The 17,430-nt window shown below is 45.7% G+C and carries 9 protein-coding genes; 6 read left to right on the forward strand and 3 right to left on the reverse strand.

Annotation, left to right across the window (positions count from 1 at the left end):
• Positions 1 to 3 precede the first annotated feature (3 nt).
• On the forward strand, positions 4 to 2,703 hold the full coding sequence (locus AC51G0_RS07135; RefSeq protein ID WP_496301360.1) for an alpha-amylase family glycosyl hydrolase: 2,700 nt from the start codon (positions 4 to 6) through the stop codon (positions 2,701 to 2,703).
• Positions 2,704 to 3,053: 350 nt separating this feature from the next.
• Here AC51G0_RS07135 and AC51G0_RS07140 read toward each other — a convergent pair whose 3' ends face one another.
• Positions 3,054 to 3,422: a hypothetical protein gene (locus tag AC51G0_RS07140; protein WP_496301361.1), complete on the reverse strand. Its 369-nt coding sequence runs from the start codon at positions 3,420 to 3,422 to the stop codon at positions 3,054 to 3,056.
• A gap of 120 nt (positions 3,423 to 3,542) precedes the next feature.
• Positions 3,543 to 7,958 (reverse strand): pullulanase-type alpha-1,6-glucosidase, encoded by a 4,416-nt coding sequence (pulA, locus tag AC51G0_RS07145; RefSeq protein WP_496301362.1) that lies wholly within the window; start codon positions 7,956 to 7,958, stop codon positions 3,543 to 3,545.
• 665 nt (positions 7,959 to 8,623) lie between these two features.
• Here pulA and AC51G0_RS07150 point away from each other — a divergent pair.
• The 5 genes from AC51G0_RS07150 (at position 8,624) to AC51G0_RS07170 (ending at position 16,113) form a co-directional block, all read left to right on the forward strand.
• Complete coding sequence (locus tag AC51G0_RS07150; RefSeq protein WP_496301363.1) at positions 8,624 to 8,935, forward strand: hypothetical protein; 312 nt, start codon at positions 8,624 to 8,626, stop codon at positions 8,933 to 8,935.
• Positions 8,936 to 9,513: 578 nt separating this feature from the next.
• The gene (locus tag AC51G0_RS07155) at positions 9,514 to 13,671 is read left to right on the forward strand and encodes a response regulator (RefSeq protein WP_496301364.1); all 4,158 of its coding nucleotides are present in this window, start codon (positions 9,514 to 9,516) and stop codon (positions 13,669 to 13,671) included.
• Positions 13,671 to 14,510 (forward strand): CheR family methyltransferase, encoded by an 840-nt coding sequence (locus tag AC51G0_RS07160; protein WP_496301365.1) that lies wholly within the window; start codon positions 13,671 to 13,673, stop codon positions 14,508 to 14,510. Before AC51G0_RS07155 ends, AC51G0_RS07160 begins: the two co-directional genes overlap by 1 nt.
• Positions 14,511 to 14,518: 8 nt before the next feature.
• Positions 14,519 to 15,100 (forward strand): chemotaxis protein CheB, encoded by a 582-nt coding sequence (locus tag AC51G0_RS07165; protein ID WP_496301366.1) that lies wholly within the window; start codon positions 14,519 to 14,521, stop codon positions 15,098 to 15,100.
• A 2-nt stretch (positions 15,101 to 15,102) separates the two neighbouring features.
• On the forward strand, positions 15,103 to 16,113 hold the full coding sequence (locus AC51G0_RS07170; protein WP_496301367.1) for a GGDEF domain-containing response regulator: 1,011 nt from the start codon (positions 15,103 to 15,105) through the stop codon (positions 16,111 to 16,113).
• Between the two features lie 163 nt (positions 16,114 to 16,276).
• On the opposite strand, the gene AC51G0_RS07175 is transcribed toward AC51G0_RS07170, so the two are convergent.
• Positions 16,277 to 17,383: a succinylglutamate desuccinylase/aspartoacylase family protein gene (locus tag AC51G0_RS07175; protein ID WP_496301368.1), complete on the reverse strand. Its 1,107-nt coding sequence runs from the start codon at positions 17,381 to 17,383 to the stop codon at positions 16,277 to 16,279.
• Between the last annotated feature and the right edge of the window lie 47 nt (positions 17,384 to 17,430).

Genomic DNA, 17,430 nt, shown 5'->3' on the forward strand with positions numbered 1-17,430 from the left:
TCTATGTCACTTTTTCAGCATAATAGTCTAAACAAACTAAAGATATTACCTTTATCTATAGCAATAGCCTTGTCTGGGTGTAATTCTGAAGGCCAAAGCGCTACAACCACAGGAAACGATAAAGAAAACCCAATAGAAACCCCTAAAGAAAACGGTAGCCATGTGGCGTCACCAAACTGGCAAGATCAAATTATCTATTTCCTGATGATCGATCGCTTCAACGATGGTAATAATGCGCTAAACGATCAGGGTCATGATGAATATAATCCGACTTCCGATAAAAAATTCAGTGGTGGTGACTTGCTCGGCGTTAACGACAAGCTTGCCTATATTCAAGATTTAGGGGCTACGTCTGTATGGATCACTCCACCGATAGCCAACCAATGGTGGGATGCAGAACAAAATTACGGTGGCTACCATGGATACTGGGCCAGAGACTTTCAAAAAATCGACGAACATTTTGGCGATCTTGAGACGTATCAAAGTCTGGCCCGTGAACTGCATAGCCGTGATATGTATTTAATCCAAGATATTGTCACTAATCATGTCGGGAATTATTTTACCTATGACGATCCGTACGGCTATGATTCAAGCATTTCCTGTGACGGATTCAGGTTGATCGATACTCCGCTAGCCCCTGGCCAGTCGTTACCTTATCCGCTTAACAAGAATCAGTGTAAGGAAGATGGTTCTGGGTCTTATCATTGGGCACCAAGCATTACTGATCATAATAATTCACAACAAGAGAAAGAATGGCAGCTATCAGATCTCGATGATCTTAATACTTCAGACCCGGAAGTAAGGGCTTACCTTAAGGAAAGCTACCGTAAATGGATTCGTGAAGTGGGTGTTGATGCATTTCGGATCGATACGGTTAAGTTTGTAGAGCATGATTTTTGGAATGATTTTCTCCATGCCGACGATGGCGTTATGGAACAAGCCAAGCAAACCGGAAGGCAAAATTTCCTGACTTTTGGTGAAGTATTTGAAGCCTCGACGCCATATCATACCGAGGGTGAGGAAAAAATGCTGACCTATATTGGTGAGAATGGGATGCCGGAGCAGCTGACCGCCGTTTTAAATTTTCCTCTGCAGACAACCATGACTCGGGTATTTGCATCGGGTCAACCGACAGATTACTTGCGTTATCGCCTTGAACGTATGATGGAGATGTTCCCGAACCCATATATCATGCCGAACTTTATCGATAATCACGATATGCCCCGCTTCTTGTCTCAGGGCAGCAAGGAAGATATGAAGCAAGCGTTAGTCACTATGATGACATTGCCTGGTATCCCGGTTATCTATCAGGGGACAGAGCAGGCGATGTCTGCCAGCCGGGACGCAATGTTTGCTGGTGGTTACCGTGATGACGGCCAACAGGTTGATTCATTTGATACCAACAGTGAGATGTATCAATTTATTCAAGATCTTGCTGAACTTCGTACTCAAAATTCTGTAATGACTAGGGGCGATATCAAGGTACTTGCCAGTGATAAAGCAGGGGCTGGGGTATTTAGTTATATTCGAACGCAAGGTAACGAAGAAGTATTAGTTGTGCTAAATACGTCGTCTTCACCAATGCTGTTAAATCAACTGGATGTTAAGCAGCCTGGCGGGACTATTTTTGAACGACGCCTGCAGTCAAATTGGGATCAAGCACCGCTAACCCTTACCACTGACGCTGATGGAGACATGAGTTTAGAGCTAGCGCCGAAGTCTGCCGTTATCTACTTCAAAACCCACCGTCTTGGTGATGTTGCAGAACCGAGCATTGACGTAGACTTAGATGATGGCTGGCAAGATGTCACGATTACCGTTGATACTCAAATCACTGGCACGGCAACCCCAGACATTAAGCTTAAACTGGTTGTCGATGGTAATTTGGAAACAGCAACAGATATACAGGTAGATAGCTTGGGAGGTTGGTCAACAACGTTGTCGACAAGACATTTTGTTATCGGTGAGCAAGCACACCGGTTCGCTATTTATTCTATTGAAGAGAATGCTGGCACCGAAGATGTTTACTTCACCTCTGATCTTGCATGGCCTGACTCTCCAGATGTACAGGTCGATGACTCTGGCGATGCAAAAGATGGCTCTGCTGGGATCAACGGCAATTACTCGCTACCTACCGATCCAACGTTTGACAAAGTAAATAGTCAACTGGCTATTAACAAAGCAGAAGTCTTTTCTGTGGGAAGCAACGTTCGCTTGAAGTTAACGATGGATAAAATCACCAATAGTTGGTTGCCACCTAATGGGTTTGACCATGTAGGCTTTTCTATCTTCATAGGTCTTCCAAACGAAGCCTCTGAAGGTCTGACTGAGTTGCCGAAAATCAATGCGACTATGCCAAGTGGACAGTGGAATAGAAACGCTGTGGTCTTTGGTTGGCAGAGCTCTATCTATGACACTGTTGGTGCCACCGAAAATACTTGGGGATCTACTGTCACACCTGCGCCAAGTGTATCTGTTGATATGGAAAATAATGCCATCTACTTCGATTTTGCCAGTGATGCACTAGGGCGGCCAGATTCACTGGATAGCATCAGCTTCTATATTACAACGTGGGATTTGGATGGCTTGTCAGCGGCCTACCGTCCACTAGAAGTAGAAAGTGGACCTTGGAATTTTTCAGGTGGGAGCCCAGAGGAAGCAAAAATCTGGGATGAGCTGCCAATAATTACACTTTCTGAATAATGTTACTCAAGCCCCTCTCAATAGAGGGGGGCATGATATTGGCCGTGACAATAGAATATGCACGTTGAGGTTGAATTACTGCCTAAGGTGAGGTCTCACGCTCGTTACATGCCATTAAACCTAGCTTTAATAGGCAGGTTAATATTGATTTCAGCGACATGGAAAACTCTATTAGTGATATTTAATAAAGAACCTTAGCAAGATAACCTCGTATTTTTATCGAGAAATAAAAATAATCACATAGACACAGTGGTATCTTCAGTTGTGCTCTTGATATTGTTGAGCACGGCTTAAATAGTGTGGAAATTGGAAGCGTTTAAGGAAAGCCCTTAATTGAGGGCTTTCCTTCATTAGCAACCATTACTCACCAAGGTCTGAATGATCTCTTTTTTATCGTGCCTGTTAACGACCTCTAAGTAGCATTGACCTTCTGCAACTTTAAAATTTTCGCCTTCATTGACAATGATTACCGCCGATGAGTTTTCCGCTTTACCGCCATCAATAATCACCATGTCGGTGTTTAGGGCTTTCTCTAAATTATCCTTAGTCATGACAATATTGCCACCAATCGTAGCTATTGTTTCGACAGCACCGCTTGTTTTTTCAATGCCTGCAATTGCTGCTTTTCCGTAAACAATAGCGTTAGCGCTTTCTATTGCGCCGGACGCACCTTTTAGTGCAGCAATACGGGCATCAGATTGCAGGTTAAGGAACCTCATTTTCGGGGTTATATTATTGCTGAATTACTTTAGTGCGGCTTGCTTGGGGGAAGGGGGATTAGTGATGGATAAAAAAGCGCCAGTTAAAATTAACTGGCGCTTTAAGTTAAGGACTAGCCGTTATTTCTTTTGGATATCGACCTCTTTGGTCAAAATATTAAAGGTTACTTGGTAAATACCACTTTCAGCAGGAGTGAACTCAATGTTGCTTGAGCCTGAGAACACTAGGCTGCTCTCTGCTGCAACAACGTCGCTGGCAGCATGCTCAAAGACACCCCAGTCACCACCGGTAAACTTGAATTCATACTTAGTATCAGCAGTCAAAGAGGCTGTTGTGAAGCTGAATTCGGTTATTGAATCGGCTGTCATTTGGCGATCTGCAGTATGGTCCCATGCGCCTGAAATGGTGCCCGGAATATACCAAGAGATATCGGTATAGTCGTCTTCAAGTTCGGCACTGATAACCGGTGACTCTGGGTCGGTTGCATCCATTGAAAGTGTGTACATACCGAGCGCAGTGTACTCAACAGAGCAGTTACCGCCATTGCAGCCAAAGGCTGTATCCCAGTTGCCAAAGGTAAACTTGTAATCAGTGCTTGCGCTAAGGCCTACAGTTGCGTCGTATACGCCTTTGCCGGCGTATGGTGCTTTAGTGCCTGCTGCATCCCAGCCGTTGAAACCACCTGCGATAAAGACTTCCTGGTTGGCACCAAACGGAGGAATATCTGCTTTTTGTGAAACAGGCAGACCTAACCCGCGGTCACCATCACGTGGCTGAACAAAGACGGCACTTGACCATGCTGGAACAGTGAACTTGCCGTCAGCAAAGCTGGCGTTGCCGGCGATAGAGTTTGCCTGGTTGTGGGTAGAGCTCAATTCGAAGCCAGCAAGCTCGATGGCCTCGTTGTTGTTGTCAAGGAAGCTGCCTGTGGTTTGCTCTTCAGGCGTGGCGTTAATCACGATAACAATGGAATCAAGCGTATCATCGAGATCTGATGTTTGCATTGAACCATTGTCAATGGTCATCACAATCATACCCGGAGTTTGACTCTCACCCGTATTCCGGAAGTCAACTCGTTTCATGATTTCGTCAGCGCCAGGCAACGTCATCAACGGTGATGCTTTACGCAGTTGGAGTAGCTCTTTGTAGAACTCAAACATCTGCTCAAGATCTGCAGCAGCTGGCTGAGCATCTGCTGTCAGTACGTCCTCAATAACAGCATAATTGGCCTCGTCTTTGTCTTTCGCTGGAAGGCCTTTGTCCCAGTTATTGTCATTCAGGGTAAAGTCCACACGGTTATACCAGTCACCGTAGTCGTACGAGTCTCGCTGCATCGATTTAGAACGCAGCAGCTCGCCGCCCATATGGTTGAATGGCATCGCCTGGCCTAGCAGAACCGTTGACATGCCGATAGCTTGCATGCGAACGCGATCTTCTAGCGAGGTATCATGAGAGATTTTGTACATGTTGATGTCCCAAAGCGTTTGGTTATCATGCTTGGACACATAGTTTTGGACTTCCCAAGGCTCTTCTGCATAACCAGCAGCCTGGCCGTTGTAGTCCAGTGTGGAACCCTTCTGGGCATCGCCTTTAGAGTCAATGAACTCGAAGTCCTTGAGGTTACCTGCCATACCCAGGCGGGTTAGATCCGTTTGATGAAGAGCACGTGCCAGTTCATCAGATACACCATCTTCATTGTCATCAGCTTCAATATCGACTAGTTCATTTGGCTGTACATAGGCACCTGTCGCAAAGCCAGGGGTTTTGCGGATCCCTTCGCCGCCATCAAATGGGCTGCCGCCTCGGACTGCATCACGTAGTCGGTCAGAGAACGAACCGATACCTGTGCCGCCTAAGTGTTTTTGGGTTGCCTGAACAAAACGCTTGTCATCTTGAACTTCACCAAAGTTCCAGCCTTCACCGTAGAAGTACACCTCTTCATTGACTTTACGTGCAGCTTCAAGGGTTCCTTGCATTTGAGAAAGAGGGTGGTGACCCATCAAGTCCCAACGGAAGGCATCGATCTTATAGGCTTCTACCCAGGTCTGAACAGAGTCGTCGATAAGCTTGGCAAACATCGCATTTTCTGGTGCCGTGTTATCACAGCATGTTGATGTTTCCACTGTACCGGTATCTGGAACTAGGCGTTGGTAATAAAGAGGAACCACCTTATCGAGAACTGATTTGTCATTCAGTCCAGATGCATTGGTGTGGTTGTACACAACGTCCACCACGACATTCATCCCGATGTCTTCCTTGACGGATTTCACCATCTCACGGAATTCTAAAATACGGGTAGTACCTTCAGCGTCAGTTGCGTAAGAGCCTTCTGGCACCGTGTAGTGGAATGGGTCATAGCCCCAGTTGTAGCTATCGACACTACGAACATATTCATTGAGCGCTTCTACTTTCGCATTGTCTTTGCTGTCTTCGTCGGCAAGCTCAGCAAACGCATCTGCAATTGTGCCGCCACTGGCGCAGTAGCCTGAGAACTCAGATTGTTTAACTGCCGGGTTCACTTCACAAAGCTTGCTAAATGGTTCATCGATGTTGGCAACTTCGGCAGGATCTTCGTTGATGGTAGCAATATCAAATACCGGCATTAAGTGCAGGTGGGTCATGCCCGCCTCACTTAGCTGCTTAAGATGATCAACTGGTACGGAGCCTTGTTCAGTAAAGGCAAGGTACTTACCTTTGTTTTCTGTGCTTGCGTCGCGGGCAGAGAAATCACGGACGTGTGATTCATAGATCACCATGTCAGATAGGTCGCTGCCTTTTTGCGAGTGAGGCGCTTCTAAGCTATCCCAGCCACTTGGTTTTAGTTCATCAGAGTCTAAGTCAATCGCCTGGCTATAGATTGAGTTGGTTGAAAGGCTGACCGAGTATGGGTCAGTTACCTCATAATCGTAGCTTTTTTGTTCACGAGGCTGGAATACTTTCATGGCATAGCGATAAAACTTCCCATCGACTGCATCGGTATCAAGAGCAATACTCCAGCTACCCGATGCGCTATCTTCAACCATAGCGATGCGTTGAGCTTCAGATTTATCACTGTTGTAGATAACCAGCTTAACTTCAGCAGCAGTCGGAGCCCATAAACGGAAAGTGACGTTGTCATCATTATAAATAGGGCCGTATTGCAGCTCTGTGGCTTCTTGGGCAAATAGGGCATCCAATGCACCAGCATACTGAACACCGGTGGCAGAGCGAAGTTCACCATCGCTGGTGGAAGCGATCGCGACCATGCTGCCTTTTACCAATGAAGAAAGTGCGATACCTGTCGGAAGCGCTGGCAGAGAAAAGGCTGGGTAGTCCGCAAGGTGTGGGTATTGTGCTTTTTGCTCTGAAGTCAGCGTGGCGGATTTGAGGACAATAGAGGCGCCACTTACAACGTTCCTTGTTTCTCCGCCTTGGATTTCTTCTTCAACCTTGTAGTTACCATCGTGGCTGAACATGATTTGAACCATGTCGGCATTTGCACCACCTTTCCATACTAGCGTATTGTCATCTAGCATGATCGCGCCCAGAGTATCAACTGAAAAGTCAGATGACGGCCCGGCTAATTCAAAGGCTTCTTCCCGGGTATCGTACTGAGTTGAGCTACCTGGTATAAACGTTAGCGAGTGGTTTTCGCCCATAGAAGCGATATCAATTTTAATGTCCGCGCCGATGAGCTTATCTTTGTTAGCATTGCGGAAAATGACATTGAAGCATCCTGACTCTGTGTCAGGAGCTGAGAGGTACCAGACAGGGCCGAAGTCGTCACTATCATCTGGTGTTACTGATATATCATCCCAACCGTCATTTCTGGCCGAGTCACTGAGTCCCTCACAACCGCCATCAGGGGTAGTATCAGTTCCCCACAGGTGTAAGTTCATGGTTTCATAAGGGGCATAGTCACCCATTGGATCGTAAAGCTGAAGGGCTATTTTGCCCGCAGGTGGCTCGGGAAGATCACCCGGGTTGGTAACTATGGGTAAAGTGACATCAGTGCCAGTCTGCGGAAGGCCTTTCGCTGCCAGCAAGCCGTCTTGGCGCGAGCCTTCAACAATTATTGCTGTTTCCGTGCCAACGCTAACAACAGAAAACTCTTTTCCTAGAGAGGCTTCGGTAACGGGTACTGTCGCTTTAGGTGATTGATTCTCGTCTTTTATCTGTAGTTCACTACAAATGTCGAGTACATCTTTATTGACCAGCCACATTGGGCCAAATTTATCCGAGCTAGTTGCAGAAAGTGGTTCTATGCCATCACAGTCAAGCGTCCAGCTGTTGTAGCTAGAAACACCACTTTTCAAACTAGCCGCAGCTGAAGTGTCAACGACATAACTGACTGCAATTTGTTCTTCTGATGGTGCGGTAGCGTCAGCAGGTAGATCGATTATTGGCTTAACTGGAGCGGGTTCTGAGATGTTTGGGTTTAAAGATGTATCAGACGAGGCATCGTCATTACAACCGACAATCAGAGCCGCAGAGCACAGCGGTATGATTATTTTCGCAAGTGTTGAGTAGTTAAACTTCTTAGTATTTATAGTCACAGTCCTAATCCACTAGTCGTTAATAAATTGGCGATGGGAAACAAAAAGTTGTTATCAAAATGATAAGTGAACTATTGATAATGAAATCAACCTTACTAATAAGGGCTAGGGGGATGAGGTTGAGGGAGGAGAAAATAATAAACTTGAAACGACGCACACTAATTAGGCTTAGTGTTGTTATTTCATAACAAAAACCATACACGGATGGATAAAGCCATCACTTTTTGTAGGTGGGGTGAGGAATAAAATGTAATTTATTAATAAATCATTAATAACCAAGCGTGGATGAGCAAAGCGTATTTTTGTGACTGCGGCTTTGTTTCTCAATCTAATTCTCAGATTAATTACACAGCTTTAATGGTGTGAATGTCATACATCGCGTTAGTCATTTCACCTAACAGTATCAGCCTTTATATGGTTTAAGACTTTTTCTGGAAAAATTGGTACATGTTCTTTTTTTTGATTAACTATATGAAATATAAGATATTATATTGTTTTTCTGGAGGTCCGTTAAGCATCCTTTACCTAGTTTTATCACTATCCAACATACGTTTAGCGGTATGAGGCTACGCTTAATGTAAGCTCGGTTGTTTCCTCATCGTGCAATGGACTGTTTAGTAAGTGGTGGAAATAGTCGGTGTGATAAAAAGGTGGAGAAACTAAAAATGAAAAAAGTACATATTGCTCTAGCGACTATGGTGATTGCTTTTTCTTCAACATCATTTGCTGATATTAGAGTGACAGATTCACCAAATGGTGCTTGGGTAAAAGTGACAGATAACGGTCAGCCAGTGGCGAATGCAACGGTTTCACTGGAGAATTACCCTCAAGTTAGGCAAACATTTAAAACAGGTGAAAGTGGCCGGGTATTTATACCTATTTCAGTGACTAATTCCCGTTCAATTAAGTTTAGAGCTGTGACGGAAGAGGGTATGGTCTATAGTCGCTATGCATTCCATAGTGACAAAAAACGGTAAAGATAATTGGCTGATATCCTTTGGGTTAGTCAGCATGGCTTCTATGTATAAGCAACGTTATGGCCATAATTAAGACCCGGTGCCGATGCTAAGGGGAGCCTTGGTGTTGGCATCGTAAGTTCTAATTTATCTATTTGCATACCTTCCTGTTTACTTCTTTCGTGCGTGATGCCGTTTAGAGCAATCCGATATGGGTAGTGGATAAAAAACTCTTCTTCTTATCTGACCGTTCTAAATGTTATGTGCGAGGTTATGAATTGAAACCCATCGTGTGGGTCTATGTGCGTCTGGGTGCGTATAAATGTGATGTTTAGTTGCTTCACATTGCATATTTAGTTAATACAATTAAGAGCACCTAGGGGTGTTAACCGTATCTCAATAGAGTTAACCGTTTGTCTGAGTCGCACTCTTACGGAGTTCTTATTGATTTTAGTTATGAATTTATGAAAAATATGCCGGCGACTTATAAGGCCTCTATTCGAACCCTCTGGTTGAACTCATCGTCACCCAAGATTTCCCTGATAGATTGAACGCTTGTATCTGAGCGCATGGGCTGCTTTTAAAATTTTGGAGTAACAATGATTCGCTTTGCCGATTTTCGTATTCGCCCCAAGCTGGTGGGGCTGCTTGTTATCACTGGTGTTATCCCTATGCTGATAGCGGTTTATTTCAGCAGTCGACTTGCTACTGAAGCACTGATCGAAGAATCGTTTGATGGGCTTATCACGATTCAGTCGATCCGAAAGGGGCATATTGAGGACTTTTTCAACGAGCGTTTTGCGGATATTGATGTTTTAGCTGACTCTGAACGCGTCATTGAGCTATCACAGCGGCTAAATCAGCATGAGAAAGGGATTGATACGGGAGCCACTTCCTCTATAGATATTAAATCTCATGCGTATTCTCAATTAATCGGAGGCTTTCTTCCTCATTTCAAGAATTATGTTGAAGCTTATGGTTACAGCGATCTCTATATTCTTGATGCCGATAACGGTCATGTCATGTTCTCTCTCTTTGGTAGCGATATTGAAGGAACCAACCTGGCCCACGGAAGATACCGGAATAGTGGACTGGCCAATGCGTGGCGTAAAGTCATCTCGACAGGCAAAGTAGTGTTGACTGACTTTGAACCCTACGAACCTTCCGCAGATAGTGAAACAGCGTTTCTCGCACACCCAATCTCTGACGAACGCGGACAAATGATCGGAGTATTGGTTCTGCAACTGTCGCCAGAACTTATCACACGGATTGTCGATTCTCGTATTGGAATGGGGCTAACAGGGGAGTCCTATCTGATAGGCTTCAATAAGCAGGATGGATCCTACGAGTTTCGTAGCAATATGCAAACGATGGGTAACGGGCGCTATGTGGTCGGGTACTCTTTGAACCCGCCCCTTGATTATTGGCTCAAGGCTGTGGAAACCGGTGTTGGCGGAGGATTTAATACTTATATTGACAGTGCTGGTGTACCAGTGCTGGTGACCTATAACAAAGTAAATGCGCCGGGCGTTGATTGGTATCTGATCTCTAAAATTAATGAAAATGAAGTGACCCAGCCAATACATGTGATTTACAAGACACTGGCTATTGTGGGTAGCTTGCTGTTGGTGTTGATTGCTATTGCCGCTTTATTTATCTCTCGGACCATCACCAAACCTTTAATCGAAGGGATGCATTTTGCGCAAGCGATCGCGAAAGGTGAGCTGACATCAAGCCTCGAGTTGCCTCGTAAAGATGAGCTTGGAGATTTGGCTCAGGCGCTAAACAATATGGCTAGCAATCTTCAAGAGCAAGACTGGCTTAAATCGGGGAAAGAGGCCCTGGACGACCAGTTACGTGGTGATTTGGGTACGGCAGATCTTGCGACTCGATTTATCACTTTTTTTAGCAAACATATGGGGGCCCAGTTGGGCGCTTTATATCTAGCTAATGAGGATGTGCTAGAGTTGCAGGCAAGTTACGCGTTTACCGATCGCAGAGGGAACTTTAACTGTATTAAGTTGGGTGAAGGCATGGTAGGGCAGGCCGCACTGGAAAATGAAATTATTACTTTCACCCATATTGTAGATAATGTACCAACCATCAATTACGGTGCCGGAGAAGTAGTTCCTCAAAACTTCATGGCTATTCCTATCACCATTGATGACAAGCTGATTGGTACTGTATTGCTTGGCACGTCTGAACAATTCACTTCGCTACACCGACGCTTTGTGGAGCAAGTGATCCTCAACGTCGGTATCTTGTTTAATGCGGCTAACAATCGCCAGGTGATCCGTGAATTACTGGCGCAAGCTCAGAAACAACAGGAAGAGCTGCGGGTGACCAATGAAGAGCTGGAAGAACAAACTATAGCCCTTAGGAAATCGGAAGAAGTACTTCAAACGCAGCAGGAAGAGCTCCGCGTGAGTAATGAGGAGCTTGAAGAGCAGGCTAAAATACTTAAGGAATCCGAAGCGGAATTGCAGGCGCAACAAGAAGAGCTGCGAGTCACCAATGAAGAGCTGGAGGAGCACACCAAGGCGCTAGAAGAGCAAAAAGGGGAAATGCTCTCCAAAAATGAAAAACTGGTGCAAGCGCAAGAGGTAGTAAAAGAAAAAGCTCGCGAGCTTGAAATTGCGAGTAAATATAAATCTGAGTTTCTTGCTAATATGTCCCATGAGCTGAGAACGCCATTAAATAGCATTCTTATTCTTTCTCAGCTGATTGCTAGCAATAGAGACGGTAACCTAACGGATAAACAGGTCGAATCTGCCAATGCGATCAACTCCTCCGGATCGGATCTTCTGTCGTTGATTAATGAGATTTTGGATCTGTCTAAGATTGAGGCTGGCAAGGTTGATCTCTTTATTGAAGAGGTGGGTATCGATGGTTTGATCACGGATCTTAATCGCATTTATAAAGATATTGCCAATGAGAAAGGGGTCGCGTTTGAGCTGAATATTGCTGACGATGCCCCGACATCCTTACACACTGACTCTCAGCGTCTGCAGCAGATTTTACGTAACCTCCTGACTAACGCCTTTAAATTTACCCATGATGGGGCTGTGCAGTTAGCGATTTCCCGGCCTGCCCCACAGGTATGTAAGCAGTTAAGTGCTGAGCCTGAGTCTCTGATTGCGTTTGCGGTTAAAGATGATGGAATAGGAATTGTGAAAGATAAGCAAGCCGCTATTTTCCAGGCGTTTCAGCAGGCCGATGGCAGCACCAGCCGCAACTATGGCGGTACTGGGCTTGGGCTTTCTATCACCAAAGAGTTAACTCACCTGTTGGGCGGCACTATCTCTCTGGAAAGTGAAGAAGGGCAAGGAAGTGTCTTCACCATTGTGCTGCCTCTTGCACATAAAGGCAAAGCCGCCCATACCAATGATATGCTGTCCAACCCAGGAGTTATTGTTGATACCACACCTGAAGCTAAGCCGCTAACCCTCATAAAGGCTGAACCAGAAGAAAACACTGAACCTCGTGAATCAAAGTCCTTGTTACCTGCTAATGCGGTGCAATCACTGCAAACTCCGCCCATGGATAGCGAGTATGTTGATGATGATCGCAAGGCGATAACTGCGGAAAATAAGAGCTTGCTAATCATTGAAGATGATCGTGCCTTTGCCAAGATTATGCGCGACTTTGGTCGGGAACGAGGCTTTAAGTGTATCGTTGCTGAAGATGGTGAATCGGGCCTGCACTTTGCCGATTACTATAAGCCTAGTGCCATTATTCTCGATATTGGTTTGCCGGGCATCGATGGCTGGACGGTGATGGAACGCCTCAAAGACAACTCTGAGTTGAGACATATTCCGGTGCATTTTATGTCCGCCAATGACAGTACTCTGGATGCCATGCGAATGGGCGCCATCGGTTACCTGACCAAACCCGTTGATGTGAGTAAGATGGAGAAGGCATTCGGTAAAATCGAAGATATTATCTCTAAGCAGGTGAGTAGGCTGTTAGTGGTAGAGGATGATGATGTACAGCGAGAAAGTATTAAAGAACTGATCGGTGACGGGGATATCAGCATTACCGCGGTAGGCTCTGGTAAAGAAGCATTACAGGAGCTGGAAGACAGCAGCTATGACTGCATGGTACTGGATCTGGGGCTTGGTGATATGTCCGGGTTTGAACTTCTGGAGTGCATTCGTAAGAGCGAAACGGCAGCCCGGGTGCCGATCATCATCTATACCGGTCGCGACTTAACGCGTGATGAGGAGAAAGAGCTCAATCGTTACGCTGAGAGTATCATCATCAAAGGGGTGAAATCGCCGGAGCGGTTGCTCGATGAGTCAGCTCTGTTTCTGCACCGTGTTGAAGCTAACCTGCCGGAAGAGCAGCGTGGTATGCTCAAGATGATCCATGATAAGGAAGCCGTTTTGAGCGGAAAAACGATGCTGCTGGTGGATGACGATATGCGTAATGTGTTTGCGCTATCGAGTGTGCTGGAAGAGAAGGGCATGGAGGTTATTATTGCTAAAAACGGACTCGAGAGCCTTGAAAAGCTTGAGAAGGAAAACAACATTGATGGCGTTCTAATGGACATAATGATGCCCAAGATGGATGGCTATGAGGCGATGCGTGAGATCCGCAAACAGCCGAAATTTGCGAAGCTGCCCATTATTGCTTTAACTGCCAAAGCAATGAAAGGTGACCGCAGTAAATGCATTGAGGCTGGTGCCAGCGACTATTTGGCTAAGCCTGTAGATACCGACAAACTGCTATCTATGCTAAGGGTATGGTTGTACTAATGTCTAATACAATAACTATTTCAGACGAGCAGTTGGAGATCCAGCTTCTGCTAGAAGCCATTTTCCGTAAGTATGGCTATGATTTCAGGAATTATGCATTTGCTCATACCAAGCGCAGGTTGGAAAATCGGCGGGCGTATGAGGGGCTGAGAAGCTTTTCGGAGATGCAGCACCGGGTGATCCGAGAGGAGTCATTTTTTAATAAGGTCTTGGTTGACCTTTCTATTAATGTGACTGAGATGTTCAGAGATCCCTGGTTTTACGAGCGGATCCGCGACACTGTCATCCCCCATCTCAAAACCTATCCTTTTATCAAAGTGTGGCATGCGGGGTGTTCATCCGGTCAGGAAGTCTATTCGATGGGGATCTTGCTGGAAGAGGAAGGGATAAAAGATAGAGTTCAGATCTACGCCACTGATTTTAATGAGCGGATCCTTGAAAAGGCGAAGCTAGGTATCTATCCGATGGATCTTGTTCGGGAGTACACGGCTAATTACCAAAAGTCGGGTGGAGCCGGTTCCTTATCTGATTACTATACTGCCGATTATGATAATGTAGTGATCAAGAACTCTCTTAAAGATAAGGTGTTGTTTTCTCAACATAACTTGGTGACAGATGGCGTATTTGGAGAGATGAATATCATTTGTTGCCGAAACGTATTGATTTATTTCAATAGAGAGCTGCAGAACCGGGTACTGCAGTTGTTTTATGATAGCTTATGTCCCGGGGGATTCCTCTGCCTGGGTTCAAAGGAGAGTCTCAGGTTTTCTGATGTTGTTGATAAGTTTGAAGTGGTATCAGAGCGAGAAAAGATATACCGCAAAAAACGCACAATTTAGGAAGGGTGATGAGTAAAAGCAGACAATATCGCGCGGTAGTTATTGGTGTTTCGGCTGGAGGACTGGCTGCCTTAGAAAAAATACTGCCTGTTCTTAAGGACACATTTTCGCTACCTGTATTGGTTGTTCAGCATCTCAGCCCGACATCTGAAAATTACCTTCCCATTCATTTCAGTCATCACTGTTCGTTGGAAGTAAAAGAAGCTGAAGATAAAGAACCAATCGAGGGGGGCGTAATCTATTTTGCGCCGCCAAATTATCATTTGCTGGTTGAGTGCAACAGGTTTGTCGCGCTCTCAACAGAAGAGCGTGTGAATTTTTCTCGTCCCTCCATAGACGTGTTGTTTGAAACAGCCGCTGAGGCCTATCAACATGAGTTGATAGGAATTGTTCTGACTGGGGCCAACTCAGATGGTGCTGTTGGAATGACTAAAATCAAGCAGCTAGGAGGGCTGGTTGTCGTGCAGTCTCCTGAGACAGCCGAGTCTGATGCAATGCCAAAAGCAACTATTGATGCTGTAGAAGTTGATCACATCTTACCTTTAAATGAGATTGGTCATTTTTTGAATATACTTTGCGAAACTGAATAATTATGGGTATTCCCAAGATACTGATTGTTGATGACAAGCCAGAAAATCTATTAGCGCTAGAGGGGCTGCTTGATCCGTTTAATATTGAGCTGGTTAAAGCTAATTCGGGAGAGGAAGCGTTAGCTCATACTCTTGATCATGATTTTGCGTTGATCCTTCTCGATGTTCAGATGCCAGGCATGGATGGCTATGAAGTTGCGGAATTGATGCGAGGAAACAAGAAAAACCGACATATCCCGATCATTTTTGTCACTGCCGCCTCTAAAGCACCCGACCACATATTTAAAGGTTATGAGTCCGGCGCTGTCGATTATCTGCTGAAGCCTTTGGTTCCCATCGTCTTCCAGAGCAAAGTTGGTGTGTTTATCGAGTTATTTGAACAAAAAGAAGCATTGCGGGAAAAAACACAAGAGTTTGACCGCAAACTTGTTGAGCTTGAGGAGTTACAGCAGCAGCTAGAGGAAACGAATGAACAACTACTGATGTTGTCCACCACCGATGGCCTGACTGGCCTGTTGAATCGGCGGCGTTTTGATGAGGTATTTAACGCGGAGTGGAAGCGGGGAATGAGAGCCCAAAGATCTCTCTCCTTGATCATGCTAGATATTGATCATTTTAAAGCCTACAACGATACCTACGGGCACCAGGTTGGTGATGACTGCCTCAGGGAAGTTGCACGTACGCTTTCGAGCATTCCACTGCGTGAATTGGATAAGTTTGCTCGTATTGGTGGTGAAGAGTTTGCCATTATACTCCCTGAAACCGATAGTGAAGGGGCAATGCAAGTCGCAAAACGTATCAGAGAGAGCATTGAGATATTGAGTAAACCTCATAGCTCTTCACCTTCGAGCAATTACCTTACTGTGAGTGTTGGTGTCTCTACCGTTATTCCTAATCCAAATATTTCTGCTCGTAAACTGCTGGAAGTTGCGGATGATGCTTTATATGAAGCGAAACATAGTGGTCGAAACTGCTGTTGTAGTATGGCAGTAAGTGCAAAAGTAGACACTTAAGTGGTACCCCTTGCTTTCTTATGACAGTCGTTGGCGATGAGGGATAGCATTTTAATCATATTCAAAAGGGAGGAAAGAGCCTCCCTAGAAAAAAGTTCAATCATAGAGCCAGAAATCAGGTAGTGATACTGGATTCGAAGGCACTAAGCCTGCTTTATCAGGCCTAAAGCATAAATGTATTGGTCAGTACCTTATACAGCTCCGTTCCTTGTTGTACGCTTGCTGAGGCAAAGTGCAAGACCGGGATGCTGTCACAGGGCAGGGTAAGATCACGGCTTAGGCAAGACTCACTGCCGAGGGTATTAAAGTGCCAAAGGGTAGCGAGGGGCTCACCAGCAGCAAGTGGCTGATTAAGCTGAGCCCGATATTCGACCTGACCGCCCGCCGGGCTGTGATAGGCTTTATAGTCACTTAGATCACAGGCATAGAGCGAGACAGGATCACAAATAAATGGATTGTCTTGCCACACACCCTGGTGCTGTAGGTAATTGCAGATCCCTAGCGCATCACGCTCGGCTGCGTTCACATCTAACAGCTCTTGCGAACCTAGCTCTATGGTAAAGGCATCCACCATCACGGGTAGCTTGCGGCCAAGTTTGGCAAATTGCTGGCTTAGCTGCCACCAAGGGCTAAAGCTGGCTTCATCCAGTGCGCCGCTAAAGTCACTTGGGATCAGGATATTTAGCGGGATATTAAAGTGGCGGGCTCGCTCGCGGGCATATTCCGGTACATAGAGATGGCGAGCAGAGATAGGGCCGGTATGCAGGTCAAGGACAATATCGGCTTCCATGGCCATTTTCTGCAGGTTGATGGCCAAATGCTGACCACAGGACAGGCCCCATGCTGAGCTCTGGCGTTCTTCAAGTTGCTCCCTTAGTTCTTGGCGAAACGCATCACGGATCACGGCCTCGTCGGCATCTAAGTATTGTTGGCTGAAAGGTTCAAGCAGGCTGCTATTAAAATGATATTGGCGATTCCAGTTGATACCTGTAACCGGATCAAAACGGCCAAGGGTAAACTCGCCACTCTTTTGGTTGATGCCAAGAGGGTTAGCTTGAGGAACCATTACCACATCCCCTTGCGGCGGATGCTTGCGGAATAGGTCTAACAGCTGGTAAATAACGGCATTTCCCTGCACTTCGGCACCATGGATATTGGCCTGAATATAAACACGCGGGCCATCGCCCCGACCTTTAATATGGATCACCGGCACTTCCATCGGATCGCCGGTTGGCTGTTCGCCAACTTTGACAGTAGTTGTTTTTATCATCTGCACTGCCGGATATGTTGATCCGGCTCCTTTCCATGTTGTGGCAA

Source organism: Photobacterium sp. HL06, assembly GCF_059552575.1.

Coding starts and splice junctions, on each gene's coding strand:
- AC51G0_RS07135 (WP_496301360.1), top strand. CDS start 4: ATGTCACTTTTTCAGCATAATAGTCTAAACAAACTAAAGATATTACCT.
- AC51G0_RS07140 (WP_496301361.1), bottom strand. CDS start 3,422: ATGAGGTTCCTTAACCTGCAATCTGATGCCCGTATTGCTGCACTAAAA.
- AC51G0_RS07150 (WP_496301363.1), top strand. CDS start 8,624: ATGAAAAAAGTACATATTGCTCTAGCGACTATGGTGATTGCTTTTTCT.
- AC51G0_RS07155 (WP_496301364.1), top strand. CDS start 9,514: ATGATTCGCTTTGCCGATTTTCGTATTCGCCCCAAGCTGGTGGGGCTG.
- AC51G0_RS07160 (WP_496301365.1), top strand. CDS start 13,671: ATGTCTAATACAATAACTATTTCAGACGAGCAGTTGGAGATCCAGCTT.
- AC51G0_RS07165 (WP_496301366.1), top strand. CDS start 14,519: ATGAGTAAAAGCAGACAATATCGCGCGGTAGTTATTGGTGTTTCGGCT.
- AC51G0_RS07170 (WP_496301367.1), top strand. CDS start 15,103: ATGGGTATTCCCAAGATACTGATTGTTGATGACAAGCCAGAAAATCTA.
- AC51G0_RS07175 (WP_496301368.1), bottom strand. CDS start 17,383: ATGATAAAAACAACTACTGTCAAAGTTGGCGAACAGCCAACCGGCGAT.